Raw genomic sequence first — 21,649 nt, 5'->3', positions numbered from 1 at the left:
CTTCAGCCCGGCGCGACCTCGCCGGTATCCGCGAGGTCGCGGCCGACCGTGAACAGGCGGACATGACCGTCCCAGACCTCGATCCGCGCGCAGCTGCGATGCTCGTCGAGCACCCCGCGGGCGTGGATCGCCGGATCCTCGCCGTTCTCGAACACGCGGATGTCGACAAACGGCGAACGGCCGTCCGCGCTCAAGCCCACGAAGGTGTAGGTCTTCCCCATGCTCGCCCGCCCCGAGCGAAGGGTCCGCCATGCCGACCAGCCATCGCCCGAGCGGAATCTAGCGCGACGGCGGATGCATCGTCGGTCAGCCAGCCGACACTGCCGTCGCGCGGGCCGGCCAGGCGCCCGGCCCATGGGGCGCCGCAAGGTCACACGACATTCGGCCCTAGGGCGCTGAACTGGCTCGCTTAAATCTTTATTCCCCGCACCCTTTCGCGGCGCCCGTATCCTTGTCTCACCTCGACGCAGGGAAAGGGCGCATGGCCAGCGACCGATGCGGCGGCGGGGGGCGATCGAGCGGGAAGCTCTGTCGGCGGTGTTGTCCGCGTGCGTAGGGACAGCATCAAACCTCACGTCTCCAGGGCCGGCCGGGCATGGAACACTAAAACGGCGTGGCGTGAGGGCTGGCTTAGCAACAGNGGGGGCGATCGAGCGGGAAGCTCTGTCGGCGGTGTTGTCCGCGTGCGTAGGGACAGCATCAAACCTCACGTCTCCAGGGCCGGCCGGGCATGGAACACTAAAACGGCGTGGCGTGAGGGCTGACCTAGCAGCAGGCGGACGGTGACACGTTCGCGGTCCGGGACCGGGGTTCGTTGACCTGGCCCGCCCGTCGGAAGCTTCAAGGCGGCGAGGCCCTAACAGGGCTCAGCGCCGCGGGCTTCCGGATAACGATGGCGCGGAGCGATCGGGCTTCGTCGAAACGGTATCTATTCAAAGTTCTCCGGACGGTGTCCGGCGCTCCGCGACCCTTTCCATCTCCTCAGCGGCTTGCCGCGTGAGAACGAGAGATCGTGCCCGCGAACACTTGCCCCAAACCTGACCGCTTCGCGGTCTGTCCGCCCCCAGAGGGGGCGGAGGATTGGGACTTCCCGCGCGATCCGTGCTAAGCGCGCGCCACCGAAGTTCACGAGAGATCCATGGCCCTTAAAGTCGCCATCGTCGGCCTGCCCAATGTCGGCAAGTCCACCCTGTTCAACGCCCTGACCCAGACGGCGTCGGCCCAGGCCGCCAACTATCCGTTCTGCACGATCGAGCCCAACACCGGCGAGGTGGCCGTTCCCGAACCGCGCCTGGACGCCCTGGCCAAGATCGCCGGTTCCAAAGAGATCATCCCGGCCCGGATCACCTTCGTCGACATCGCCGGTCTGGTGCGCGGCGCCAGCAAGGGCGAGGGCCTGGGCAACCAGTTCCTGGCCAACATCCGCGACTGCGACGCCGTGGCCTTCGTGGCCCGCTGCTTCGAGGATGGTGACATCGTCCACGTGGAAGGCCGCATCGACCCGATCAGCGATCTCGACATCATCGAGACCGAACTGATGCTGGCCGACCTGGAGAGCCTGGAAAAGCGCGTTCCCGCCCTGGAGAAGCGCGCCAAGACCGGCGGCGACAAGGACAGCGCCAACACCCTGCGCCTGGCCAACCTGGCCCTGGACCAACTGCGCGAAGGCCGTCCGGCGCGCGTCGCCAAGATCGACGCCGACGACGAGAAGGCCTGGCACATGCTGCAGCTGCTGACCGCCCTGCCGGCGCTCTATGTCTGCAATGTCGATGAAGGCAGCGCCGACAAGGGCAACAAGTACAGCGACCTGGTCGCGGCTCGCGCCGCCCAAGACAACGCCAACAGCGTGGTGATCTCGGCCCAGATCGAGAGCGAGATCGCCCTGCTCGACGCCGACGAGCGCAGCGAGTTCCTCGAGACCCTGGGCCTGGCCGAGCCGGGCCTGAACCGCCTGATCCGCGAGGCCTATAACCTGCTGGGCCTGCAGACCTATTTCACGGTCGGCCCCAAGGAAGCCCGCGCCTGGACCATCCATGTCGGCGACACCGGCCCGCAGGCGGCCGGCGTCATCCACACCGACTTCGAGAAGGGCTACATCCGCGCCGAGACCATCGCCTTCGACGACTTCGTCAAGCTGGGCGGCGAAAGCGGCGCCAAGGAAGCCGGCAAGATGCGGGCCGAAGGCAAGGACTACGTCGTCAAGGACGGCGACGTGATGCACTTCCGGTTCAACGTCTAGCGGCCTGATCCGCCGTCCTCGCCCGCCACGGCGTCGCGAGGACGGCCTCCGCCAGGATCACATCCCCGGGTTTTCCGTCGGCGACGCCCCAGGGCCGGCATTCCGACCTTGAAATCCGGCGCGCGACGAGTCTCGATAGCCGCCAAGCGTGGTGGGAGCCGCGCACGGCACAGTCACCTTGGGGGTTTTCATGAGAGCTTTGATCCTGTCGCTGGCGTTCGCCAGTCTCGCAACCGTGGCCATGGCGCAGGCGCCGGGCCTGCCGACCGCTTCGAACTACACCCAACGCGAGTTCACCGATCCGAACTTCGCCAACAAGATGAACGCCGCCGATGCGGCCGGGAAAGGCTTCCGCGAATCGGCCAACCCGCTGCAGCAGCGCGAAGCCCAGAGCCTGGCGACCGAGGCCGGCGTGGCCTGCGAACTGGTGGACGCCGGGTTGATCATGAACGCCAACCGCGCCGGCGTGCGCACCGTCAGCTACGAGGTCGCTTGCAAGAACGACTTCGGCTGGGTGGTCACCAAGACCGGCGCGGCGTTGACGGCCTATGACTGCGTGGCGCTGCTCTCCTCCGCCAAGGCCCAGAAGGGCCGGGGCCCGAAGCTGACCACCTGCCGCCTGAAGGCCAATGTCGGTTCGACCGACGGCCTGGCCTCGCTGACCAAGAAGGCCGGCCTGGCCTGCAAGCCGACCCAGGGCGCCTATCTGGGCGGCGGCGGCGATCCGGCCATCTCGCGCTACGAAGTGCTGTGCGACGGCGGGTCCGGCTATATCATCGACGCGCCCCAGCCGCGTTCGAAGGCCGGCCTTCAGGCCATGAGCTGCACCGAGGCCAAGGCCGCGGGCCTGGCCTGCTCGCTGAAGCCCGGCAAGGGCTGAAGACGGCCGTCGCGGAGGCTCGGGCCTCCGGAACAGAGACGATTGGTGTAGATCCCGGGGGTCGCGCGTCAGCGTGGCCCCCGATCGGTATCCGGAGCGCTTCCATGGCCCAGACGACGACCCTGACCTCCGCCCTCGACGGCTTTTCGTTCACCGCCGCCCATGCCGAGCCCGAGGGTGAGCGCCGGGGCGGGATCGTGGTGGTCCAGGAGATCTTCGGTCTGGATCAATATGTGCTGGCCGACGTGGCGCGCTGGTCGGCCTTGGGCTTCGAAGTGCTGGCGCCGTCGCTCTTCGACCGCGCCGCCCCCGGCTATGCCGCCGACCACGAGCCGGCCGCCTTCCCGATCGGGATCGGCCACGTTCAGACGATCGGGCTGGACAAGATGCTGTCCGACATCCAGGCCTGCATCGACGCCCTGGCCGCGCGCGGCCCGGTGTTCGCGGTCGGCTACTGTCTGGGCGGTTCGCTGGTCTGGCTGGCCGCTGGCAAGCTGAAGGGCCTGGCGGCGGGGGCGGCCTATTACGGCAGCATGATCGCGGCCAACGCCGAGCTGCCGCTGAACGCGCCGGTGATCGTCCATCTGGGCCGCAAGGACGGCCACATCCCCGCCGAGGCGGTGAAGGCCAAACTCGCCGCGGCCCACCCCGAGGTTCCGGTCCACATCTACGAAAACAGCGGCCACGGCTTCAACAACGACGGCCGGCCAGACTCCGACCTCGAGGACGCCAAGCTGGCCCGCCGACGCAGCCTGGACCTGTTCGCGGCTCACGGAGCGGCCTGACCATGGCCGGCGCCCGCATTGTCCTGACGACCGCCGACGGCGAGGCGGTCTCGGCCTACCACGCCCCGCCCGGCGAGGCGCGGCGGGGCGGGCTGGTGATCCTGCACGCCATCTGGGGGGTCACGCCGCACATCCGCGCCCTGTCCGACAGCCTGGCCGAGCAGGGCTACGAGGTGATCGCCCCCAGCCTGCTGGACGCGGCGGACGCCCCCTTTCCGGCCGACGACCTCGACCCACCGAACCTGGACGCCCGCATGGCCATGGGCCTGGCCAGCGGCTGGGGCGCGGCGGCCCTCCCCCGGGTGCAGGCGGCGATCGACCTGCTGGCGGACAAGGGCAAGGTCTTCGCCATGGGCTTCTGCTTCGGCGGCACGACGGCCTGGCTGGCCTCGGCCCGCTGCACCGGCCTGACGGCGGTGTCGTGCTTCTACGGCGGCGACATCGCGGGTTACGTCGACGAGCAGCCCAAGACCCCGACCATCCTGCACTTCGGCCGGACCGACCCGCTGATCCCGCCCGCCGAGGTCGAGACGATCACCGCCGCCCACCCCGACCTGCCCGTCTGGCTCTATGACGCCGGCCACGCCTTCGTCGCGCCCAACGGCTATCACGCCGACAGCGCCAGCCTGGCGATGCTGCGAACCCTGCAGCTGTTCCAGCGGGCGGGCGGCGCGCGGGGCGAGGCCTAGTTCGGCGGGATCGCGCCCGCCGCCGGCCAATCGCTGTCGCCGATCCGCTTGAGGGTCATCTCGAAGAACGCCATCGGGGGCTGGCCCTCGACCACCCGCTCGCCGACCTCATGCCAGACGCCGTCCTTGGCGGTGATCGTGTAGCGGATCGTCGCCGGCCCGGCCGGGATCGTCCAGACCGCGCCCGTCGGGGTCAGGGTCATCGGGAAGTCGCCGGCCTGGCCCATGGCGTAGGAGCGCATGCTGTAGGCGTCCTTGTCGGGGTCGTAGGAGATGATCCCCAGGGCGTTGAAGCCGGTTGAGCCATCGGCGTTGTAGCCGCGTCCCTCGACCACGTGCACCGCGCCGCCCAGCAGCGGCCCGCTGCGTTCGGTCTGGGTGATCGTGACCTTGACGCCGCCGGGCCGGGTAGTCACCGCCGGACCGCGCCAGACGCCGTCCATCCAGGACAGGGCCTTCATCGCCGCCTGCTGCTTGGCGACCCGCGCCGCCGGGTCGGGCGGGCTCTGGGCCAGGGCGGGCGCGGCCGCCGCGGCCAGGGTCACGGGGAGGACAAGGGCGGACAGGACTCGCATCGGACGACCTCTTGGTTGGAGCGGCTTATACAGATTACTCTGATATACAGAGTCCTCTGAGTCAAGCCTCACACGGATCGCGCGCGGCGGTCGCCCGCCACGCAAACCTTGGCTAGGATCGGATCATGCGTCGCGTCGTCCCCCTGCTGTTCCTGAGCCTGCTGGCGGCGCGCGGCGGCCCCGCCTTGGCGGGCGAGACCGCCTGCTGGTTCGAGAACGGCGCGGTCGTGGCCCCGGCCGCGGTCGGCGAGATCGCCGGCGACTACGTGATCGACCTGTCGGCGCCGCGCACCCTGCTGCACCTCGACGTCGCCCAGGCCGCCGGCCATGTCGAGACCGCCCTGACCCTGCCCGTGCGCCTGGCCGGGCAGCGGGTCGAGACCGCGCCCATCGTGGTCCAGAGCCTGGACTATCGCGCCGTCGGCTTCTCGACTCCGATCGTCGGGGTGATCGGCGCCGACATCCTGGACCGCTATGTGGTGACCCTGGACTTCTCGCCGTGCCGCCTGCGGCTGGAACGCCCTGGAGCGGCCGTGGACGGCCAGAACGGCGGCCTGCCGGTGACCATGGTCGGCGGCGTGCCCACGATCCTCGCGGCGGCCTCGGACGGCCTCAAGGGGGTCTCCGGCCCCTTCGCCCTGGACACGGCCTCGGGCGGCGGGGTGCGGGCTCGTGGGGCCGCCGACGGACCGCGCCAGAAGCCGGCCGGAATCCTGCGCGGCCTGTCGCTGGACGGTGTTCTGCGCCAGGACCTGCCGGCCGTTGTGGCCGGCGACCTGCCCGACGGCGTGGTCGGGGGCCTGGGCGTCCAGACGCTGGCCGGCTATCGCCTGCGGCTGGATCCCCAGGCCCTGCGCCTGTGGCTGACCCCCGCCCCGGCGACCCCGTAGACGGACAAAGAAAAAGGGCCCGGCGTCACCGCCGGGCCCTGATCTCTTCAGACCGTGGAACGGGTCAGTGCGACTCGTTCTTCCAGACCTTGCGGTAGCTGGCGTAGAGCAGGCCCGCGAACAGCAGCAGGTACAGCAGCACGGCGAAACCGGTCTGCTTGCGCTCTTCCAGCTTGGGCTCGGCGGCCCACATCAGGAAGGCCGAGACGTCCTTGGCCTGCTGGTCCAGCGTCGACGGGGTGCCGTCGTCGAAGGTCACCTGGCCGGCCTTGAGCGGCGGCGCCATGGCGATGAAGCCGCCCGGAGGCACGTGCTCGTGGCTGCCCGACCAGTACGAGGTCAGGTCGCCCGCCATGTACGGGTTGTAGTGCGACGTCGGATCGACCTTCAGGCCGGCCGGCGGCGCCACGTAGCCGGTGACGATCGAATAGATGTGGGCCGGACCGGCCTCGCGGGCCTTGGCCAGCAGCGACATGTCCGGCGGCAGGGCGCCGCCGTTGCTGGCGCGGGCCGCGGCCTCGTTCGCGAACGGCGCGGGGAAGCGGTCGGCCGGGGTGGCCGGACGCTTGATCGCGTCGCCGGTCTCGTTGTCGATGTCGGCGACCTCGTAGTCCTTGGCGATCGCCTTGACGTACGGGTTGTCGTTCGAGTTCGGGTACTTCTCGTCGTAGAACGGACCGCCCTTGTCGCCGAGGTTGCGGAAGCTGACCAGGCTCATCGAGTGGCAGGCCGAGCAGACCTCCCGATAGACCTTGTAGCCGCGTTGCAGCTGGGCCTGGTCGAACCTGCCGAACGGACCTTCGAACGACCAGTGGACGTCCTTGGCCTCCAGCGGGCCGTGGCCGGCCAGGGCCGGACCCGCGACGCCGGCCGTCAGGAGACCGGCGACCGCTGCGATGACGGAGAGTTTGCGCAGCATCGGGATCAGCCCTTCATTTCAGGCGCGGCGGTCGCTTCGACCGGCGCGGCGGCCGGATGCGACAGGGCGGGAGAGGCGATGGAGTCCGGCACCGGCAGGGTCTTTTCCGACAGCGGCAGGAACGGCATCACGATCACAAAGAAAGCGAAATAGTAGGCGGCCGCGACACGGCTGAGCCAGACGAAGCTGTTCAGGTCCGATTCCATCACCTTGAACGTGGTCAGGCCAGGAATGATCTGATCGTCCGGCAACTTGGCGCCGCAGACGCCCAGGATGCAGCAGGCCACCACGAAGATGAAGAAGTGGATCCTCGCGGTCGGGCGGTAGCGCATCGAGCGCACCTTCGAGCGGTCCAGCCACGGCAGGGCGAACAGGCAGGCGATGGCGCCGAACATGGCCAGCACGCCCATCAGCTTGTCGGGAACGGCGCGCAGGATCGCGTAGAACGGCAGGAAGTACCATTCCGGAACGATGTGCGACGGCGTCACCAGCGGGTTGGCCGGGATGTAGTTGTCGGCGTGGCCCAGGGCGTTGGGCATGAAGAAGACGAAGAAGGCGAAGAGGATCAGGAAGACGCTCATCGCGAACCCGTCCTTCACCGTCGCGTACGGGGTGAAGGGCACGGTGTCGGCCTTCGACTTCGGCTCGACGCCGGTCGGATTGTTCTGGCCCACCACGTGCAGCGCCCAGATGTGCAGGATCACCACGCCGGCGATCATGAAGGGCAGCAGGTAGTGCAGCGAGAAGAAGCGGTTCAGGGTGGGGTTGTCGACCGCGAAGCCGCCCCACAGCCAGGTGGTGATGCTCTCGCCCACGACCGGCAGGGCGCCGAACAGGTTGGTGATCACGACCGCGCCGTGGAAGCTCATCTGGCCCCAGGGCAGGACGTAGCCCATGAAGGCCGTGGCCATCATCAGCAGGTAGATCACGCAGCCCAGCAGCCACAGCACTTCGCGCGGCGCCTTGTAGGAGCCGTAGTAGAGGCCGCGGAGCATGTGGATGTAGACGGCGATGAAGAACATCGACGCGCCGTTGGCGTGCATGTAGCGGATCAACCAGCCGTAGTTCACGTCGCGCATGATGTGCTCGACGCTGGCGAAGGCGTGGTCGGCGCTCGGCGTGTAGTGCATCACCAGGATGATGCCGGTGATCAGCTGCGAGGCCAGGCACAGCGACAGGATGCCGCCGAAGGTCCACCAGTAGTTCAGGTTACGCGGCGTGGGGTAGTCGACGAAGCTGTCGTAGCCCAGGCGCACGATCGGCAGACGGGCGTCGAGCCAGCGCTCGAAACCGGTCTTGGGTTCGTAGGTCGAATGTCCGCTCATCTCGCTTAACCGATCTTGACCTTGGTGTCGGACAGGAAGGCGTACTCCGGAACGATCAGGTTCTTCGGAGCCGGGCCCTTACGGATGCGACCCGAGGTGTCGTAGACCGAGCCGTGGCACGGGCAGAACCAGCCGCCGTAATCACCGCCGCCGAAGGTCGGGACGCAGCCGAGGTGGGTGCAGTTGCCGCCGACGATCAGCCATTGGGCCTTGCCCGGCTTCACGCGCGCCGAATCCTTTTCGGGATCCTTCATCGACGCATTGTCATCCGCGACCGCCTTGGCGATCTCGGCCTTGGTGCGGTTGCGCACGAACAAGGGCTTGCCGCGCCACTTGACGACGACCTGCTGGCCTTCGCCCACCTTGGTCACGTCGAACTCGATCGAGGCCAAGGCCCGCGTATCGGCGGCGGGGTTCATCTGGTCGATGAACGGCCACGCGATCGCGGCCGCGCCGCCGGCGGCGACCGCCATCGATGCGATGTAGATGAAATCCCGGCGGCTGGGGTCTTCCCCATGCGCCGGATCTGTTTTTGCGCCCACGGCGGTGTCGGCCACCCAAGTCACCCTTCGATGCCGCCGCGCCGCCAAAGACGGCCCGGCCTGGAGAAACGCCTGTCGGCGCATACTGTCTGGACCCGCGAACGGGTCTTCGCCACAAGAGGCAAAAGCGGATCGTCCTATCGGACGCGCGGACGAAGTCCGCAAGCCCTTTCGATTCGCAGCAAATGCCCCTGCTGGCTCTATGGTGGTTCGCTTAGAATGCGGCTCGCGCTTTTTCAACCCGGCATTCCGCAGAACGTTGGGGCGGCGATCCGTTTGGGCGCCTGCCTGGGGGTGGGTCTGGACGTCATCGAGCCCTGCAGTTTCCCCTTGGACGACAAGAGCTTGAAGCGCGCGGCCCTGGATTATGGTCCGTTGACCCACATGATCCGCCACGCCTCGTGGGAAGCGTTTCTCGCCGCGCCGGAACGTCGCGAGGGTCGATTGCTGCTGTTCACCACCAAGGCGACCGCCCCGTTCCATAAGTTCGCGTTCCAGGCAGGCGACACCCTGTTGTTCGGCAACGAGAGCCGCGGCGCGCCACCAGAGGTTCACGAGGCGGCCTTCTCGCGCCTGACGATCCCTCTGCGGCCGGAGGCCCGATCGATGAACCTGGCCACGACGGCGGCCATGGCGCTCGGCGAGGCGCTGCGGCAGACGGACGGGTTTCCGGAGGTCTAAAAGCCCTCCCCCTGGTGGGGGAGGCGGCCGAAGGCCGGTGGGGGAGGTTTGGGATCGAAGATCGTAGGTCTGGCCATCTTCCGAACACTCCCCCCTCCGTCGGCTGGGCCGACACCTCCCCCACGGGGGGAGGACCTGGGACACACGGCTTCGCCGCCTGACGGGATGACCCGAAAGGTGGATGGGGAGGCGCGGAGCGGTCCGGGCCGAGCCCGGATGACCGTGGGTGTTGTGTGTGCGTTTCGGCTAGACCTGACCGCTCCGCCGAACCGTTTTGACCAAGGGACGTCGATTGAGGGCCTGTTTCATCCCGATCGACGTTCCCCCTCGGACGGGCAGGATCAGGTCGCCCGGAAGGGGCCGTCGGCGACTCCGACTGATGGCGGTGCAATTCGTGCTGATCTAACCGTTTTGACCGAGGGACGGCGACTGAGGGCCTGTTTCATCCCGATCGACGTTCCCCCTCGGACGGGCAGGATCAGGTCGCCCGGAAGGGGCCGTCGGCGACTCCGACTGATCCTGGAACAGGCCGGTTTGAACTTTCCAGCCCCGTCGACCCCGGCCGTCCGGCTTGCATCCACCCCGGGCCTTGGATCCTTCTGAGACCCGCTTCCCGCGACGATCCGCCCGCCAGGCCAGCCAGGCCCCGCTCGGTTCGATCTCCATCGCCTGCTTGGGCCGGTACCAAGAGCCCTCCCCCGCGATGGGGACGGGTTTATTGTGCNCCCGCCAGGCCAGCCAGGCCCCGCTCGGTTCGATCTCCATCGCCTGCTTGGGCCGGTACCAAGAGCCCTCCCCCGCGATGGGGACGGGTTTATTGTGCGGGAAGTTTGAACCCTGGCGCGTTGGTGACGCTGATTATTTTCCAGAGCCTTGAAAGAGCTCGGTTTTTTCGCGTCGCTGGCGGGGATGGACGCGGCCGGGTCCCCCTAGACATTCCCAATCCCCCCAGTTGATCGGAAGCAAGGCGCGACGCGGTTGGCCTCTACGCGCTCCTGCGTATTTGCGCCGCGCGCGGCGAACGCTTAATCGGCTTGGCCATGACCGACGCCCTGAACCTCGACCAGAAAAAAGCCACGGCCCGCGCCTGGTTCGAAAGCCTGCGCGACCAGATCTGCGCGGAATTCGAACGGCTGGAGGACGAAGCCCCCGACGACCTCTACGCCGGCGAGCCCGGCCGTTTCGTCCGCAAGCCCTGGGACCGCGAGGCCGGCGGCGGCGGGGTGATGTCGATGATGCACGGCCGCCTGTTCGAGAAGGTCGGCGTCCACGTCTCGACGGTTTTCGGGACCTTCACGCCGGAGATGGCGAAAAACATGCCCGGCGCCGAGGAAGACCCGCGGTTCTTCGCCACCGGCATCAGCCTGATCGCCCACATGACCAATCCGCGTGTGCCGGCCGTGCACATGAACACCCGCTTCATCGCCACCACCAAGACCTGGTTTGGCGGCGGCGGCGACCTGACGCCCCTGCTCGGTTACCAGCGCCGGCAGGACTTTCCCGACGCCGTCGACTTCCACGCCGCCTACCAGCGGGCCTGCGACGCCCATGACCCGACCTGGCACGCCAAGTACAAGGCCTGGTGCGACGAGTACTTCTTCCTGCCTCATCGCAACGAGCCGCGCGGCGTCGGCGGGATCTTCTACGATCACCACGACAGCGGCGACTGGGCCCGCGACTTCGCCTTCACCCAGGATGTCGGCAAGGCGTTCCTGGAAATCTACCCCGAGCTGGTTCGCCGCCGGATGGGCGAGGCCTGGACGCCCGAGGAGCGCGAGCAGCAGCTGGTGCAGCGCGGCCGCTATGTGGAGTTCAATCTGCTCTACGACCGCGGCACGATGTTCGGCCTGAAGACCGGCGGCAACGTCGAGTCGATCCTCAGCTCGATGCCGCCCGCGGTGAAGTGGCCGTAGGGCCCTAGGCCTTAGGACATTTCGCGCCCGTATCGATCCAGGCCTTCACCAGTTCGCCGAACTGGGCCTGCGTCCCCGGCGCGGGCCGGCGGCCGTCGCCTGGATTCCAGGCCCAGCCGACCAGGTGGTCCTGCGCCATGTGGTGATGCAGCTCGGCCAGCGAGCGGCCGCCGTTCTTGGCCGGGTTCTTGATCTGGGCGCAGATCGCGCCCAGCGACTTGCCCTGCCAAGCCATCTCGACCGGGGCCAGGGCCCATTTCGGATCGCCGGGGATCGACTTGATGTCCTGGCCCCAGGTCGCGAAATTGGCCGGGCCGTGGCAGGACGCGCAGGACAGGCCGACGGGTCCGTGACCGCTCTGGCCGGCCACCATCGGCGGGTTGTGCGGATGGCGATTGTCGCCCTGGGTCGGGGCGCGCTGGACCGGATGGCAATTCATGCAGCGCGGGCTGTTGATCACTTTGCCAGCCTCGGTGAACAGGGCCACCGAGCGGGCGGCCGGGTCCTGGATCGAGGTGAAATCGGCGACGCTCTTGAGGGTTTCGACCGGCGCCGCGGGCGGTGCGGCGGGGGCGGCCGCTCCAACGCTGGACAGCAGCGCTCCGCCGACCATCAGCGAACCGGCGGCAAGCACGATGGCGACAGCTCTCATGGTCCTGGTCTCCCGCGTTTCAGCCGGAACGGCTGGCTAGCGGTCCAGGTTGCCTGATTTCAGGCCTCGTGGGCGAGAAAGGCCTCGATCCAGCCGGCGACCCGCGCCCGATCGTCGACGCCGCCCAGGCTGGCGATGGCCGCGTCGGCCTGGGCGTCGGTGAAGCGGCTGCCGCGCCGGGCCTCGATCAGGGCGCGGGCATAGGCCGGGTCGAACTCGGGATGGAACTGCATCGAGATCGCCGGCCGGTCGTCATAGACCAGCACGCCGGCCGGGGTGAAGGCGCTGCCGGCCACGGCCCGGGCCCCCGGCGGGATCTCGACCACCTGGTCCTGGTGCGAGGCGGGGACGGCGACCTTGGCGTCCCCATCCATTCCAAAGTCCATCCAGGGCTGGAACTCGGCGACATCGTAGACGTGCAGGCCAACGCCCCAGCCCTTGTCGGACTTCACCACCTTGCCGCCGAACGCCTCGGCCATGACCTGGTGGCCGAAACAGACTCCGACCAGGGGTCGGTCCCGGACCTCGACCAGGAAGGACTTCAGCGGTTCGATCCACGGCAGGTCGTCATAGACCCCCGCCGACGAGCCAGTGACGATATAGGCCTCGCACTCGGCCGGATCGGCGGGCAGGGCCCCCGCCTGCACGTCGTAGACGACATAGTCGTGACCGGGCCCCAGCAGGTCCTGGAACATCGCGCCATAGCGGCCGAACTCGGGCTGCAGCGCCTCGGGCGGTTCGCCGGTCTCAAGCAAGCCGATCTTCATGGGCATGGGTCTCCACCGGGGCTGACGGGCATTTGTGGTCACGCGCGACCCAGTTCAACCACCCTTTCAGCCGTCATTCCCGCCCTTGTGGCGGGAACCCCTGGTTCAGCCGACGGTGAAGCGCCTTGGCGCGCCGGCGCGCCACCCCCCTGCCCCTGCGACGGATGGAGGGTTTCCCGCCACAAGGGCGGAATGACGGCCCGTGGGAGAGGCTTGATCAGCCCCTCTAGAACGCCATCCCCTGGGCCACGGCCTTCAGCCGCTCGATGGCCGAGAACTTGTCCTCGATGAAGTCCTGGTCGATCCACCAGATCTCGACCTCGCGCATCACCTCGCCGACCATCGGGCCCTTGGGCACGCCGGCCTTGAGAATGTCCTCGCCGCTCAGGGGGAAGGCCGGGGGCGTCCAGCTCTCGCCCAGGGCCAGCAGGCCGCGCCATTGCGGCGTGGTCGCCGACCGGCTGGCGGCCGCCCAGGCCAGCTTGACCCGATCGCTGAAGGTCTTCAGGCCCAGGGCGTAGACCGCGCGGCGGATTTCGCGCGGGCTCATCCAGCTGACGACGCGCGGCGATTTGCCGACCGCCTCGACCAGCCGTTCCTTCAGGGCGTTGGACAGCCGCAGCCGCTCGGCCATCTGCTCGGCGATCTTGGGATCGTCGGGGATCAGGGCCGCCAGGCGCAGCTCGGGATCATTCTCGAACAGTTGCTCGGTCTCGATGGCCATCAGCCCTTCGAAACGGGCCAGGGACTTCACGAACGGCAGGGTCGAGGACAGCACGCCGGTGGCCGCCATCAGCCGCAGGGCGGGGCGCGGATCCTCGGCCGCCAGCAGCTTCAACAGCTCCTTCTGGGTGCGCTCGGCGGCGCGGCCCTCGACCATGCCCTTCAGCGCCTTGCAGGCGGCCAGGGCCTTCTGGTCGGCGTCGCCCTTGCCGTACCAGGCGTGGAAGCGGAAGAAGCGCAGGATGCGCAGATAGTCCTCGCGGATCCGGGTCATCGGATCGCCGACGAACACCACCCGCCCCTCACGCGCGTCGTTCACCCCCTCGCCGGTCGGATCGTAGAGCCGGCCGTGGATGTCGACATAAAGGGCGTTGAAGCGGAAATCGCGGCGCTCGGCGTCCTGGTCCCAGTCCTGGGTGAACGACACCACCGCGCGGCGGCCGTCGGTCGAGACATCGCGGCGCAGGGTGGTGATCTCATAAGGCCGCCCACCCGAGATGGCCGTGACCGTGCCGTGGTCGACGCCGGTCGGGATGGCGCGCAGACCCGCCTCGCCCAGCGCCTCGATCACCTGGTCGGGGGTCAGGGTGGTGGCGATGTCGATGTCGTCGATGGGCTTGCCCATCAGGGTGTTTCGCACGCAGCCGCCCACGAACCGCGCGCAGCCGGGGAAGCCCCGGGCCTCGAGCGCGGCGATCACCGCCTGGGTCTCCGGCAGCGCCATCCACGGCGCCACGCCTATTGTCTCGGTGCTCACGCTAGTCCCCCGCGGTACGCAACATGCCCCGGCATGCGGGGCGAGGCATTTCAGACGATTATCGCGGGCGAACAAGCCCGTTGATAAGCTTAACTATAGATTCTTCCGTGGTTTACGCTGCGGAGGCCTTGGCGGGACTAAGGGGAATCCGGCGTTTCGTCCGGCGCGTGCAGGCGTTCGTACAGCCCCCGCAGCATGCCCGCCGTCGCGCCCCAGATGAACCGCTCGTTCCACGGCATGGCGTAGAAGAACCGCCGCTCGCCGTCCGGCAGGTCGCGGTGCTGGCGCTGGTGGTTGCCCGGATCCATCAGGAACGCGAACGGCGTCTCGAACACGTCGGCCACCTCGTCGGGGCAGGGCTCGAAGGTGGCGGCCGGGTCGATGAAGCCCACCACCGGCGTCACATGGAAGCCGGTCACCGTGCGATAGCCGTGCAGCAGGCCGGCCAGGGTGACGAAGGACGGGTCGAGGTTCACCTCTTCCTGGGCCTCGCGCAGCGCGGTCTCCCACGGCGTCTCGCCGGGATCGCAGCGGCCGCCGGGAAAGGCGATCTGGCCGGTGTGGCTGCGCAGGGTGTCGGACCGGCGGGTCAGCAGCACGGTCATGCCCGCCTCGCGCTCGACCAGCCCGACCAGCACCGCGGCCGGCCGCAGGGCGTGGGGATTGTCGGGCCGCAGGCCGGGATTGAGGTCGAAGTCCGAGCGGGCCGCGTCCAGGCTGGGATCGTAGCCGCCGATCGGATCGAGTTTGCTGACGATCCAGGCCCGACGCTCTTCACGGCTCAGGGTCATCCGCGATGCGCCCCGACCGGGGCGATCGGGAACCAGGCGCCGTTCGAGGTCACGCCCAGGCGCGGCCCGTCCGGCGTGTCGCGCTCGGCGGCCAGCTCGGCCAGCTCGTAGAACACCGGCCGGGCGATCAGCGCCTCCAGCCCGCGCCGCACGTGCAGATAGGGCCGGGGCTCGCCGGTCGCCGGGTCGGTCTCGACCCGGATGGCGTTGTCCGGTCCCGCCTCGACCACGTCGCCGACATTGGTCTCGAAGCGGAGCGTATCGCCCACCCCGTCCTTGCTTGGCAATGCGTCCACGCGAGTGGCGATAAAAGGCGCGTCCTCGACCTGGATCTTCAGCTTCTCGACCGGGGTGACCAGGTGATAGCCGTCCGGATCGAGCCGCAGCACGGTCGAGAACAGCCGCACCAGCGCCTCGCGACCGATCGGCGTGCCCTCGTGGAACCAGACCCCGTCCTTGCGGATGCGGATGTCGATGTCGCCGCAATGGGTCGGATGCCACAGATGCACCGGCGGCAGGCCCCGCTGGCCCGCTTCCTTGGCGGCGGCGGTGACGCCCGCGAGGCCGGAAGATGTGGGATCGACGGTCATGGGGTTCAGGTAGGCCAAGCCGGGCTCGGGCTCAAGGCTCGCTTGCCCTCCCCCGCGGGGGGAGGACCTAGGGAACCTTCAGCGGATGCGGATCGGCCCGACCAGGCCTTGATCCCCGCCCTCGACCAGGGCCTTGACCAGAACCCGGCGCTGGTCGGCCGGTCCGGGCATGACCGCGCGGGCGGCGGGCGCGGCCGAGAAGCCGACGCGGCCGAAATAGGGGGCGTCGCCGACCAGCAGCACCGCGCGCCAGCCGGCCTTGGCGGCGGCCTCGCAGGCGGCCTCGACCAGGGCCTGGCCCAGGCCGTGCTTGCGCTCGTCGGCGTCGACGGCCAGCGGGCCGAGGAAGGCGACGGGCTGGCCGCCCACCGTGACCGGCCAAAGGCGCACGCTGCCGATCACCCGGCCTTCGTGCAGGGCCACGAACGAGCAGTCGTCGAGCTTATGGTTGCCCTCGCGCAGGCGCTCGGAGGACTTGGCGAACCGGCCGGGGCCGAAGGCCCGGTCGACCAGCACCTCGACGGCGCGGGCGTGCTCGGGCCGCTCGATCAGGAGGGAGGGGGCCAGGCCGGGAGGCGGCGGCGAAGAGGCGACGGCGGAAAACGACATGGGCGCTAAACGATCCAAGACACGAAAAGGGGCATAGCCCCGGATCGTGACGCGGCCGAGACGGCCGCTTCCGGGGCGTTCAGACGCGGACTCCGGTCCGCGCGGCGCAGGTTCGTCGCAGGCGTCGCATGGCGGCGCTTCCTTCCGTTGGAGGGGCGCGAAATAGGGCCTGGGGGGCTTGGCGTCAATGAAATCAACCGTCGCATCAAACAATCTCAATTGCGGTGGCGCTCGCCGGAAGACATGGTCCGCCGCGATGACCCACCTCCCCCCCGATCCCGACTCCGTCCCTTCGGCCATCGAAGCGACGGATACGTCCATGCGCGCCCTGCTCAAGCAGACCGACTTCGTGTTCTTCTGGGCCGCGCGCTTCGTCGCCACCCTGGCGGTGCAGATCCAGGCGGTGACGATCGGCTGGCAGGTCTACACCCTGGCCCGGGAGACCGGACACAACGAGGGCCAAGGGGCCTTCCTGCTGGGCATGGTGGGCCTGGCCCAGTTCATCCCGCTGTTCTTCCTGACCCTGACCGCCGGCGAGACCGCCGACCGCCATGACCGCAAGATGATCGTGACCGCCGCGATCGGCGTCGACGTCCTGTGCGCCGCGGGCCTGGGGCTGCTGGCCTGGTCGGGACACACGGCGCTTTGGCCGATCTTCGCCATCGCCGTGCTGTTCGGGGCCGGCCGCGCCTTCCTGTCGCCGGCCTCCAGCGCCATGGGCCCGATGCTGGTGCCGCGCCCGCTGCTGCCGCGCGCCATCGCCTGGAACTCGCTGTCCTGGCAGAGCGCCTCGATCATCGGCCCGGCCCTGGGCGGCCTGCTGTGCGCGATCTCGCCGGCCACGGCCTTCGGGGCGTCGGTGGGCCTGTTCCTGCTGGGCGGCCTGCTGCTGACCTTCATCCGCCAATCGACCAAGCCGGTCGTGCAGCCGGGCTCGCGCTGGACCCTGATCAAGGAGGGCCTGGCCTACACCTGGGACAACAAGATCGTCTTCGGCTCGATCTCGCTGGACCTGTTCGCCGTGCTGCTGGGCGGGGCCACCGCCCTGCTGCCGGTCTTCGCCCGCGACGTGCTGCACGTCGGCGCCGAGGGCTTCGGAATCCTGCGCGCCGCCCCCGCCGTGGGCGCGACCCTGGTGGCGGTCTTCCTGGCCAGCCATCAGATCCGCCGCCGCGCGGGCCTGCTGATGTTCGGCGCCGTGGCCGTGTTCGGCGCGGCGACGGTGGTGTTCGGCCTGTCGAAATGGACCTGGCTGTCGGTGGCCGCCCTGGTCGTGCTGGGCGGGGCCGACATGGTCTCGGTCTATATCCGCCAGACCCTGGTGCAACTGGTCACGCCCGACCCGATGCGCGGCCGCGTCGCCGCCGTCTCGGGCCTGTTCATCAGCGCCTCCAACGAGCTGGGCGAGTTCGAGAGCGGCGTCGCGGCGCGGTTCCTGGGCCCGGTGGGCGCGGCGGTGTTCGGCGGCGTCGGGGCGCTGATCGTGACCGGGGCGTGGGCCAAGATGTTCCCCGAACTGCGCAAGGCGGACCGGCTGGCATAGGGCTAGACCCCCGCCAATCTCCGCAACGCCTCGCCCGTCATCCGCCGCACGATCCAGTCGTCCATCGCCGCCGCGCCCAGGCTGTCATAGAAGGCGATCGACGGGGCGTTCCAGTCCAGCACGGCCCATTCCAGCCGACCCAGCTTCTCGTCCAGGCAGCGTCGGGCCAGGCCGGCCAGCAGGGCCCTGCCCGCGCCGGAGCCTCGCGCCTCGGGGCGCACGAACAGGTCCTCCAGATAGATCCCGTGCCGGCCGACGAAGGTCGAGAAGTTGTAGAACCACAGCGCGAACCCGACAGGCTGGCCGTCGATCTCGGCGATGTCGCAGAAGACCCTGGGCGTTTCGCCGAACAGAGCGGCGGTCACGTCGCCTTCCGTGGCCTCCACCGTACTGAGTAGTTTTTCGTATTCCGCCAGATCGCGAATGAACCGATAGATCAGAGCGCTGTCTGTCGCGACGGCGGGGCGAATGGATACAGGCATGGCGGTCTCTTCGGACTATCTGGATTTCGTGCTCGAACAGCTGGCCCCGGTCGGACCGCTGACCTCGCGCAAGATGTTCGGCGGAGTCGGGCTCTACGCCCAAGGGCTGTTCTTCGCCCTGATCGACGACGACACCCTGTACCTCAAGGGCGACGACGCCCTGCGTCCTGACTTCGAAGCCGCCGGCAGCACCCAGTTCGCGCCGTTCGGCATGAGCCCGATGGCCTACTGGACCGCCCCGGCCGAGGCGCTGGACGATCCGGACCTGATGGTCGACTGGGCGCGGCGGTCGATCGCGGTGGCGGCGGCGCGGAAGACGCGCAAGCCGAAATAGATCCCAAAAAATCCGCTCATCCCGGCGAATGCCGGGACCCAGATCCCATGACGGTGTGGCGGATTGGAAAAGCTCGGCGCTTTTGGCGTCAGCCTTAAAGCCATTCCATCTGGGTCCCGGCATTCGCCGGGATGAGCGGAGAGTGGGTTACCCGATCACCACCCCCGGCGGCGGGACGCTGTCCTCCGGCACGAAGAAGTCGGGCATCAGGGTGGCGGTCGGATCGACGCGGTACGGGTCGAAGTCGCGCACGCCCTCGCCGTACAGGAACGTGTCGTCGATCACGAACTGGCCGGTGAATTCCCGCGACGGCTTGCAGAAGATCGCGTGCGCCGCGTCGGCCATGATCTCGACCGTGCGGCAGTGCTTGAGGCCTTCCTCGCCGGTCAGGGCGAACTGGATGGCGGCGGTGGCGATGGCGGTGCGCGGCCACAGGGCGTTGCAGGCCACGCCGTCGGCGCGGAACTCCTCGGCCATGCCCAGCATGCACAGGCTCATATTGTACTTGGCCATCGAATAGGCGACGTGCGGCGCGAACCAGCGGGGCTTGATGTCCAGCGGCGGCGACAGGGCCAGAATGTGCGGGTTGGCCGCCTTCTTCAGGTGCGGCAGGCAGATCTTCGAGGTCAGGAACGTGCCCCGCCCGTTGATCTGGTGCATCAGGTCGTAGCGCTTCATGTCGGTCGACAGGGTGCCGGTGAGCGAGATCGCCGAGGCGTTGTTCACGCAGATGTCGATGCCGCCGAACGTCTCGACCGCCTTGTCGACGGCCGACTGGACGCTGACCTCCTCGCGCACGTCGACCACCAGCGGCAGGGCCTTGCCGCCGGCCGCCTCGATCTCGGCGGCGGCGGTGTAGATGGTGCCGGGCAGCTTGGGATGGGCCTGCGCCGTCTTGGCGGCGATGACGATATTGGCCCCGTCGCGGGCCGCGCGCAGGGCGATGGCCAGGCCGATGCCGCGCGAGGCGCCGGTGATGAACAGGGTCTTGCCGGAAAGGCTGGTCATGCTTCTGCTCTCGATGCGGTTCTGGCCAGGATGACGCCGGCGGCGACGAAGCCCAGGGCGAAGCACCAGCCGGCCAGGCGATGGGCCAGACCCTGATCCTTCAGCGCCAGACCGGCAAGGCCAATGACGAAGGCGGCGATCCACAGGGCCGCGGGCGCGCGGAACGGTCCCTTCCCGGCCAGCAGCGCCGCCCCGACCACGACCATGCCGATCGACCAGACCGCCGAGGCCACGGTGTAGGACGCCGCGCCCCAGATTCCGGCCGCCGAACTGCGGACCAGCAGGACGCCGCTCACGGCGATCACGAAGCCGACCAGCCCCGGCCAGCCCATGACCCGTCCGGCCACCGACTGCATCCCCAGCATGCCGAACAGCAGCAGCACGTCGATCAGCACATAGGTCGACAGCCGGACCGGCTCGGCCAGGTGCGGATAGAGCAGCGGGCCGAACAGGTCGATCGTCCCGCCCAGGACGGCGGCCAGGCCGGCCAGCCGCCAGATGGTCTGCTGCCGCATCAGGCCCCCGCGCCGGTGGTTTCGACCGACAGGGTCCAGAGGCGTTCGGCCGCCTCGGGGTCCAGGGCGTGGGGCATGACGCCCGCCCAGGGGTGGTCCTTGACCCAGGGAGCGGCCTGGGCCAGGTCCTCCAGATAGAGCCCGCCCCGCCCCTCCAGCTCGTCGCCCACGGCGGCCCAGACGCTGGTCGAGGCGCCTTGCTCGGGGGTCTTGAAGCCCGCGCGCGGCTTGCCGTCATCGTCGAGCCAGCCCATCGCCTTCTGCTCCTCGATCGGCAGGTGGCGCTGCAGCGGGGTGAAGATGCCGCCCGGCATCACCGCGTTGGCGGTGACGCCCTGGTCCTTGAAGCGCCTGTTGAAGCCGACGGCGAAGAGGGCGTTGGCGGTCTTGGCCTGGCCGTAGCTCTCCCATTTCTCGTACGGGTGCGAACGGAAGTGCGGGTCGTCGAAGTTCATCGGCGCGCGGCGATGGCCGATCGACGACAGCGACACCAGGCGCGAGGTCTTGCCCGACTGTCTGGCCCCGGCGACCAGGTTCGGGGCCAGCAGCACCGACAGCAGGAAGTGGCCGAAGTGGTTGGTGCCGATCTGCATCTCCAGCCCGTCCTCGGTATAGGCGAGCGGGCAGGCCATGACCCCGGCGTTGTTGATCAGGATGTTCAGCGGCCGGTCGCCCCAGCGTTCGGCGAAGGCGCGGATCGACTTGAAGCTGGAGAGGTCCAGCATCGACCACGACACCTCGCCCTTCGCGGTCTTCCGGATGTCGGCGACGGCCGCCTCGGCCAGGTCCGGCTTGCGCACGGCGATCACCACCTCGGCCCCGGCCTCGGCCAGGGCGCGGGCGGTCTCGACGCCGATGCCGGTGGCCCCGCCGGTGACGATGGCGACCTTGCCGGTCAGGTCGTGGCCGGCGACGACGGCGCGCGCGTCCGTGAAGGCCCCGAAGGGCGATTTGATGCGGTCGACCATGTGTTCGCTCCCTTTGATTTTATCGTTGTGACCTTGTGGTCGTGACTGGGGCTACAGCTGCAGGATCAGAAGCCCCAGGGCGATCGCCAGGCACAGCGGCCCGTAAGCGCGGCGGTTGAGCGTCGCGAACGGCGTGCCCTCGGCATAGCGGAAGACGGGCGGGACGTAGGTCGCCAGGCCTCGACCGGCGAACACCGCGAACAGCCCCCAGCGCGCGACCTTCAACGCCGTGTCCCACGGGGTCGAAACCAGGGTCGCCGCGACCAGGGCGCCGCCCGCCGCCAGCGCCAGGGCCACCGCGACGCCGGAGGCCAGGCTCGGCGCGCGCATGCCGCGCGTGCGGCCGACGACATGCTCGACCATCGAGGCCTCGTCATGCCCTGGCCACCGTCCGCCGAACGCCCAGTAGAGGTGGATTCCCGCCAAGGCGAACAGCGCCGCCGCCAGGATCAGGGCGAGGGCCAGGGCCACT

At 69.0% G+C, this 21,649-nt stretch carries 25 protein-coding genes; 9 read left to right on the top strand and 16 right to left on the bottom strand.

Annotated elements, in window-relative coordinates; all coding sequences use genetic code 11:
* Positions 1 to 2: 2 nt before the first annotated feature.
* Positions 3 to 221 carry a hypothetical protein gene (locus ASD21_RS11455; RefSeq protein ID WP_056440727.1) on the bottom strand — a complete coding sequence of 73 codons (219 nt, stop codon included), beginning with the start codon at positions 219 to 221 and terminating at the stop codon, positions 3 to 5.
* A 917-nt stretch (positions 222 to 1,138) separates the two neighbouring features.
* Here ASD21_RS11455 and ychF point away from each other — a divergent pair.
* From ychF to ASD21_RS11435, 4 genes are all read left to right on the top strand, one after another.
* Positions 1,139 to 2,239, top strand: a complete 1,101-nt coding sequence (gene ychF, locus ASD21_RS11450) for a redox-regulated ATPase YchF (protein ID WP_056440725.1) — start codon at positions 1,139 to 1,141, stop codon at positions 2,237 to 2,239.
* A 190-nt stretch (positions 2,240 to 2,429) separates the two neighbouring features.
* A complete protein-coding gene (locus ASD21_RS11445) occupies positions 2,430 to 3,119 on the top strand; it encodes a hypothetical protein (RefSeq protein WP_156390659.1) in 690 nt (229 codons plus the stop codon).
* Between the two features lie 104 nt (positions 3,120 to 3,223).
* The gene (locus ASD21_RS11440; RefSeq protein ID WP_056440720.1) at positions 3,224 to 3,904 is read left to right on the top strand and encodes a dienelactone hydrolase family protein; all 681 of its coding nucleotides are present in this window, start codon (positions 3,224 to 3,226) and stop codon (positions 3,902 to 3,904) included.
* Positions 3,905 to 3,906: 2 nt separating this feature from the next.
* Entirely contained in the window at positions 3,907 to 4,593 is a 687-nt protein-coding gene (locus tag ASD21_RS11435) for a dienelactone hydrolase family protein (RefSeq protein ID WP_056440717.1), read from the top strand.
* On the opposite strand, the gene ASD21_RS11430 is transcribed toward ASD21_RS11435, so the two are convergent.
* Entirely contained in the window at positions 4,590 to 5,168 is a 579-nt protein-coding gene (locus tag ASD21_RS11430) for a hypothetical protein (protein ID WP_056440716.1), read from the bottom strand. The two genes, ASD21_RS11435 and ASD21_RS11430, sit on opposite strands and share 4 nt — an antisense overlap.
* 125 nt (positions 5,169 to 5,293) lie before the next feature.
* On the opposite strand from ASD21_RS11430, the gene ASD21_RS11425 reads away from it, so the two are divergent.
* Positions 5,294 to 6,058, top strand: coding sequence for a hypothetical protein (locus tag ASD21_RS11425; RefSeq protein ID WP_056440713.1), 765 nt, complete (start codon positions 5,294 to 5,296; stop codon positions 6,056 to 6,058).
* A gap of 64 nt (positions 6,059 to 6,122) precedes the next feature.
* Here ASD21_RS11425 and ASD21_RS11420 read toward each other — a convergent pair whose 3' ends face one another.
* Genes ASD21_RS11420 through petA form a run of 3 tightly spaced genes read right to left on the bottom strand, consistent with a single transcriptional unit; the run spans position 6,123 to position 8,859 of the window.
* Positions 6,123 to 6,977, bottom strand: a complete 855-nt coding sequence (locus tag ASD21_RS11420) for a cytochrome c1 (RefSeq protein ID WP_056440711.1) — start codon at positions 6,975 to 6,977, stop codon at positions 6,123 to 6,125.
* A gap of 5 nt (positions 6,978 to 6,982) precedes the next feature.
* On the bottom strand, positions 6,983 to 8,302 hold the full coding sequence (locus ASD21_RS11415) for a cytochrome b (protein WP_056440709.1): 1,320 nt from the start codon (positions 8,300 to 8,302) through the stop codon (positions 6,983 to 6,985).
* Positions 8,303 to 8,307: 5 nt separating this feature from the next.
* Positions 8,308 to 8,859, bottom strand: a complete 552-nt coding sequence (gene petA / locus ASD21_RS11410; protein WP_056440707.1) for a ubiquinol-cytochrome c reductase iron-sulfur subunit — start codon at positions 8,857 to 8,859, stop codon at positions 8,308 to 8,310.
* A gap of 204 nt (positions 8,860 to 9,063) precedes the next feature.
* Between petA and ASD21_RS11405 the strand changes: the two genes are divergently transcribed.
* Positions 9,064 to 9,525: a tRNA (cytidine(34)-2'-O)-methyltransferase gene (locus tag ASD21_RS11405; protein WP_056440705.1), complete on the top strand. Its 462-nt coding sequence runs from the start codon at positions 9,064 to 9,066 to the stop codon at positions 9,523 to 9,525.
* 1,040 nt (positions 9,526 to 10,565) lie between these two features.
* Positions 10,566 to 11,438 (top strand): oxygen-dependent coproporphyrinogen oxidase, encoded by an 873-nt coding sequence (gene hemF, locus ASD21_RS11400; RefSeq protein WP_056440703.1) that lies wholly within the window; start codon positions 10,566 to 10,568, stop codon positions 11,436 to 11,438.
* Positions 11,439 to 11,442: 4 nt separating this feature from the next.
* Here hemF and ASD21_RS11395 read toward each other — a convergent pair whose 3' ends face one another.
* The 6 genes from ASD21_RS11395 to ASD21_RS11370 all read right to left on the bottom strand — a co-directional run bounded on the left by ASD21_RS11395 (position 11,443) and on the right by ASD21_RS11370 (position 16,327).
* Entirely contained in the window at positions 11,443 to 12,090 is a 648-nt protein-coding gene (locus ASD21_RS11395; RefSeq protein WP_056440701.1) for a hypothetical protein, read from the bottom strand.
* A gap of 59 nt (positions 12,091 to 12,149) precedes the next feature.
* On the bottom strand, positions 12,150 to 12,857 hold the full coding sequence (locus ASD21_RS11390) for a glutamine amidotransferase-related protein (RefSeq protein ID WP_056440700.1): 708 nt from the start codon (positions 12,855 to 12,857) through the stop codon (positions 12,150 to 12,152).
* Between the two features lie 226 nt (positions 12,858 to 13,083).
* The gene (locus ASD21_RS11385; RefSeq protein ID WP_156398352.1) at positions 13,084 to 14,337 is read right to left on the bottom strand and encodes a CCA tRNA nucleotidyltransferase; all 1,254 of its coding nucleotides are present in this window, start codon (positions 14,335 to 14,337) and stop codon (positions 13,084 to 13,086) included.
* Positions 14,338 to 14,474: 137 nt separating this feature from the next.
* Positions 14,475 to 15,122, bottom strand: a complete 648-nt coding sequence (locus ASD21_RS11380) for a CoA pyrophosphatase (RefSeq protein WP_056441180.1) — start codon at positions 15,120 to 15,122, stop codon at positions 14,475 to 14,477.
* Positions 15,123 to 15,124: 2 nt separating this feature from the next.
* The gene (locus ASD21_RS11375) at positions 15,125 to 15,718 is read right to left on the bottom strand and encodes a DUF1285 domain-containing protein (protein ID WP_056441177.1); all 594 of its coding nucleotides are present in this window, start codon (positions 15,716 to 15,718) and stop codon (positions 15,125 to 15,127) included.
* A gap of 78 nt (positions 15,719 to 15,796) precedes the next feature.
* Positions 15,797 to 16,327, bottom strand: a complete 531-nt coding sequence (locus ASD21_RS11370) for a GNAT family N-acetyltransferase (protein ID WP_056440691.1) — start codon at positions 16,325 to 16,327, stop codon at positions 15,797 to 15,799.
* A 256-nt stretch (positions 16,328 to 16,583) separates the two neighbouring features.
* On the opposite strand from ASD21_RS11370, the gene ASD21_RS11365 reads away from it, so the two are divergent.
* Positions 16,584 to 17,870 carry an MFS transporter gene (locus ASD21_RS11365; RefSeq protein ID WP_056440689.1) on the top strand — a complete coding sequence of 429 codons (1,287 nt, stop codon included), beginning with the start codon at positions 16,584 to 16,586 and terminating at the stop codon, positions 17,868 to 17,870.
* Between the two features lie 2 nt (positions 17,871 to 17,872).
* Here the strand turns inward: ASD21_RS11365 and ASD21_RS11360 are convergent, their stop codons facing one another.
* The gene (locus ASD21_RS11360) at positions 17,873 to 18,352 is read right to left on the bottom strand and encodes a GNAT family N-acetyltransferase (RefSeq protein WP_056440687.1); all 480 of its coding nucleotides are present in this window, start codon (positions 18,350 to 18,352) and stop codon (positions 17,873 to 17,875) included.
* On the opposite strand from ASD21_RS11360, the gene ASD21_RS11355 reads away from it, so the two are divergent.
* Entirely contained in the window at positions 18,351 to 18,686 is a 336-nt protein-coding gene (locus ASD21_RS11355; RefSeq protein ID WP_082554720.1) for a TfoX/Sxy family protein, read from the top strand. The genes ASD21_RS11360 and ASD21_RS11355 overlap by 2 nt on opposite strands.
* A gap of 147 nt (positions 18,687 to 18,833) precedes the next feature.
* Here ASD21_RS11355 and ASD21_RS11350 read toward each other — a convergent pair whose 3' ends face one another.
* Genes ASD21_RS11350 through ASD21_RS11335 form a run of 4 tightly spaced genes read right to left on the bottom strand, consistent with a single transcriptional unit; the run spans position 18,834 to position 21,648 of the window.
* Positions 18,834 to 19,694 carry an SDR family oxidoreductase gene (locus tag ASD21_RS11350; protein WP_056440683.1) on the bottom strand — a complete coding sequence of 287 codons (861 nt, stop codon included), beginning with the start codon at positions 19,692 to 19,694 and terminating at the stop codon, positions 18,834 to 18,836.
* Positions 19,691 to 20,209, bottom strand: coding sequence for a hypothetical protein (locus ASD21_RS11345; RefSeq protein ID WP_056440681.1), 519 nt, complete (start codon positions 20,207 to 20,209; stop codon positions 19,691 to 19,693). The genes ASD21_RS11350 and ASD21_RS11345 overlap by 4 nt, the downstream gene beginning before the upstream one ends.
* Positions 20,209 to 21,177: an SDR family NAD(P)-dependent oxidoreductase gene (locus ASD21_RS11340; protein ID WP_056440679.1), complete on the bottom strand. Its 969-nt coding sequence runs from the start codon at positions 21,175 to 21,177 to the stop codon at positions 20,209 to 20,211. Before ASD21_RS11340 ends, ASD21_RS11345 begins: the two co-directional genes overlap by 1 nt.
* Before the next feature lie 51 nt (positions 21,178 to 21,228).
* Complete coding sequence (locus ASD21_RS11335; RefSeq protein ID WP_235523818.1) at positions 21,229 to 21,648, bottom strand: DUF3995 domain-containing protein; 420 nt, start codon at positions 21,646 to 21,648, stop codon at positions 21,229 to 21,231.
* Position 21,649 lies beyond the last annotated feature (1 nt).

The organism is Caulobacter sp. Root1455 (assembly GCF_001426905.1).
Lineage (GTDB): Bacteria > Pseudomonadota > Alphaproteobacteria > Caulobacterales > Caulobacteraceae > Caulobacter.
The sequence above is the reverse complement of the archived record's forward strand: the minus strand, read 5'-3'. Positions and strand labels throughout refer to the sequence as shown.

Excerpts from the sequence above, each read along its gene's own strand:
- ASD21_RS11455 (WP_056440727.1), bottom strand. The coding sequence starts at position 221 with ATGGGGAAGACCTACACCTTCGTGGGCTTGAGCGCGGACGGCCGTTCG.
- ychF (WP_056440725.1), top strand. The coding sequence starts at position 1,139 with ATGGCCCTTAAAGTCGCCATCGTCGGCCTGCCCAATGTCGGCAAGTCC.
- ASD21_RS11445 (WP_156390659.1), top strand. The coding sequence starts at position 2,430 with ATGAGAGCTTTGATCCTGTCGCTGGCGTTCGCCAGTCTCGCAACCGTG.
- ASD21_RS11440 (WP_056440720.1), top strand. The coding sequence starts at position 3,224 with ATGGCCCAGACGACGACCCTGACCTCCGCCCTCGACGGCTTTTCGTTC.
- ASD21_RS11435 (WP_056440717.1), top strand. The coding sequence starts at position 3,907 with ATGGCCGGCGCCCGCATTGTCCTGACGACCGCCGACGGCGAGGCGGTC.
- ASD21_RS11430 (WP_056440716.1), bottom strand. The coding sequence starts at position 5,168 with ATGCGAGTCCTGTCCGCCCTTGTCCTCCCCGTGACCCTGGCCGCGGCG.
- ASD21_RS11425 (WP_056440713.1), top strand. The coding sequence starts at position 5,294 with ATGCGTCGCGTCGTCCCCCTGCTGTTCCTGAGCCTGCTGGCGGCGCGC.
- ASD21_RS11420 (WP_056440711.1), bottom strand. The coding sequence starts at position 6,977 with ATGCTGCGCAAACTCTCCGTCATCGCAGCGGTCGCCGGTCTCCTGACG.
- ASD21_RS11415 (WP_056440709.1), bottom strand. The coding sequence starts at position 8,302 with ATGAGCGGACATTCGACCTACGAACCCAAGACCGGTTTCGAGCGCTGG.
- ASD21_RS11405 (WP_056440705.1), top strand. The coding sequence starts at position 9,064 with ATGCGGCTCGCGCTTTTTCAACCCGGCATTCCGCAGAACGTTGGGGCG.
- hemF (WP_056440703.1), top strand. The coding sequence starts at position 10,566 with ATGACCGACGCCCTGAACCTCGACCAGAAAAAAGCCACGGCCCGCGCC.
- ASD21_RS11395 (WP_056440701.1), bottom strand. The coding sequence starts at position 12,090 with ATGAGAGCTGTCGCCATCGTGCTTGCCGCCGGTTCGCTGATGGTCGGC.
- ASD21_RS11390 (WP_056440700.1), bottom strand. The coding sequence starts at position 12,857 with ATGAAGATCGGCTTGCTTGAGACCGGCGAACCGCCCGAGGCGCTGCAG.
- ASD21_RS11375 (WP_056441177.1), bottom strand. The coding sequence starts at position 15,718 with ATGACCGTCGATCCCACATCTTCCGGCCTCGCGGGCGTCACCGCCGCC.
- ASD21_RS11370 (WP_056440691.1), bottom strand. The coding sequence starts at position 16,327 with ATGTCGTTTTCCGCCGTCGCCTCTTCGCCGCCGCCTCCCGGCCTGGCC.
- ASD21_RS11365 (WP_056440689.1), top strand. The coding sequence starts at position 16,584 with ATGACCCACCTCCCCCCCGATCCCGACTCCGTCCCTTCGGCCATCGAA.
- ASD21_RS11355 (WP_082554720.1), top strand. The coding sequence starts at position 18,351 with ATGGCGGTCTCTTCGGACTATCTGGATTTCGTGCTCGAACAGCTGGCC.
- ASD21_RS11360 (WP_056440687.1), bottom strand. The coding sequence starts at position 18,352 with ATGCCTGTATCCATTCGCCCCGCCGTCGCGACAGACAGCGCTCTGATC.
- ASD21_RS11350 (WP_056440683.1), bottom strand. The coding sequence starts at position 19,694 with ATGACCAGCCTTTCCGGCAAGACCCTGTTCATCACCGGCGCCTCGCGC.
- ASD21_RS11345 (WP_056440681.1), bottom strand. The coding sequence starts at position 20,209 with ATGCGGCAGCAGACCATCTGGCGGCTGGCCGGCCTGGCCGCCGTCCTG.
- ASD21_RS11340 (WP_056440679.1), bottom strand. The coding sequence starts at position 21,177 with ATGGTCGACCGCATCAAATCGCCCTTCGGGGCCTTCACGGACGCGCGC.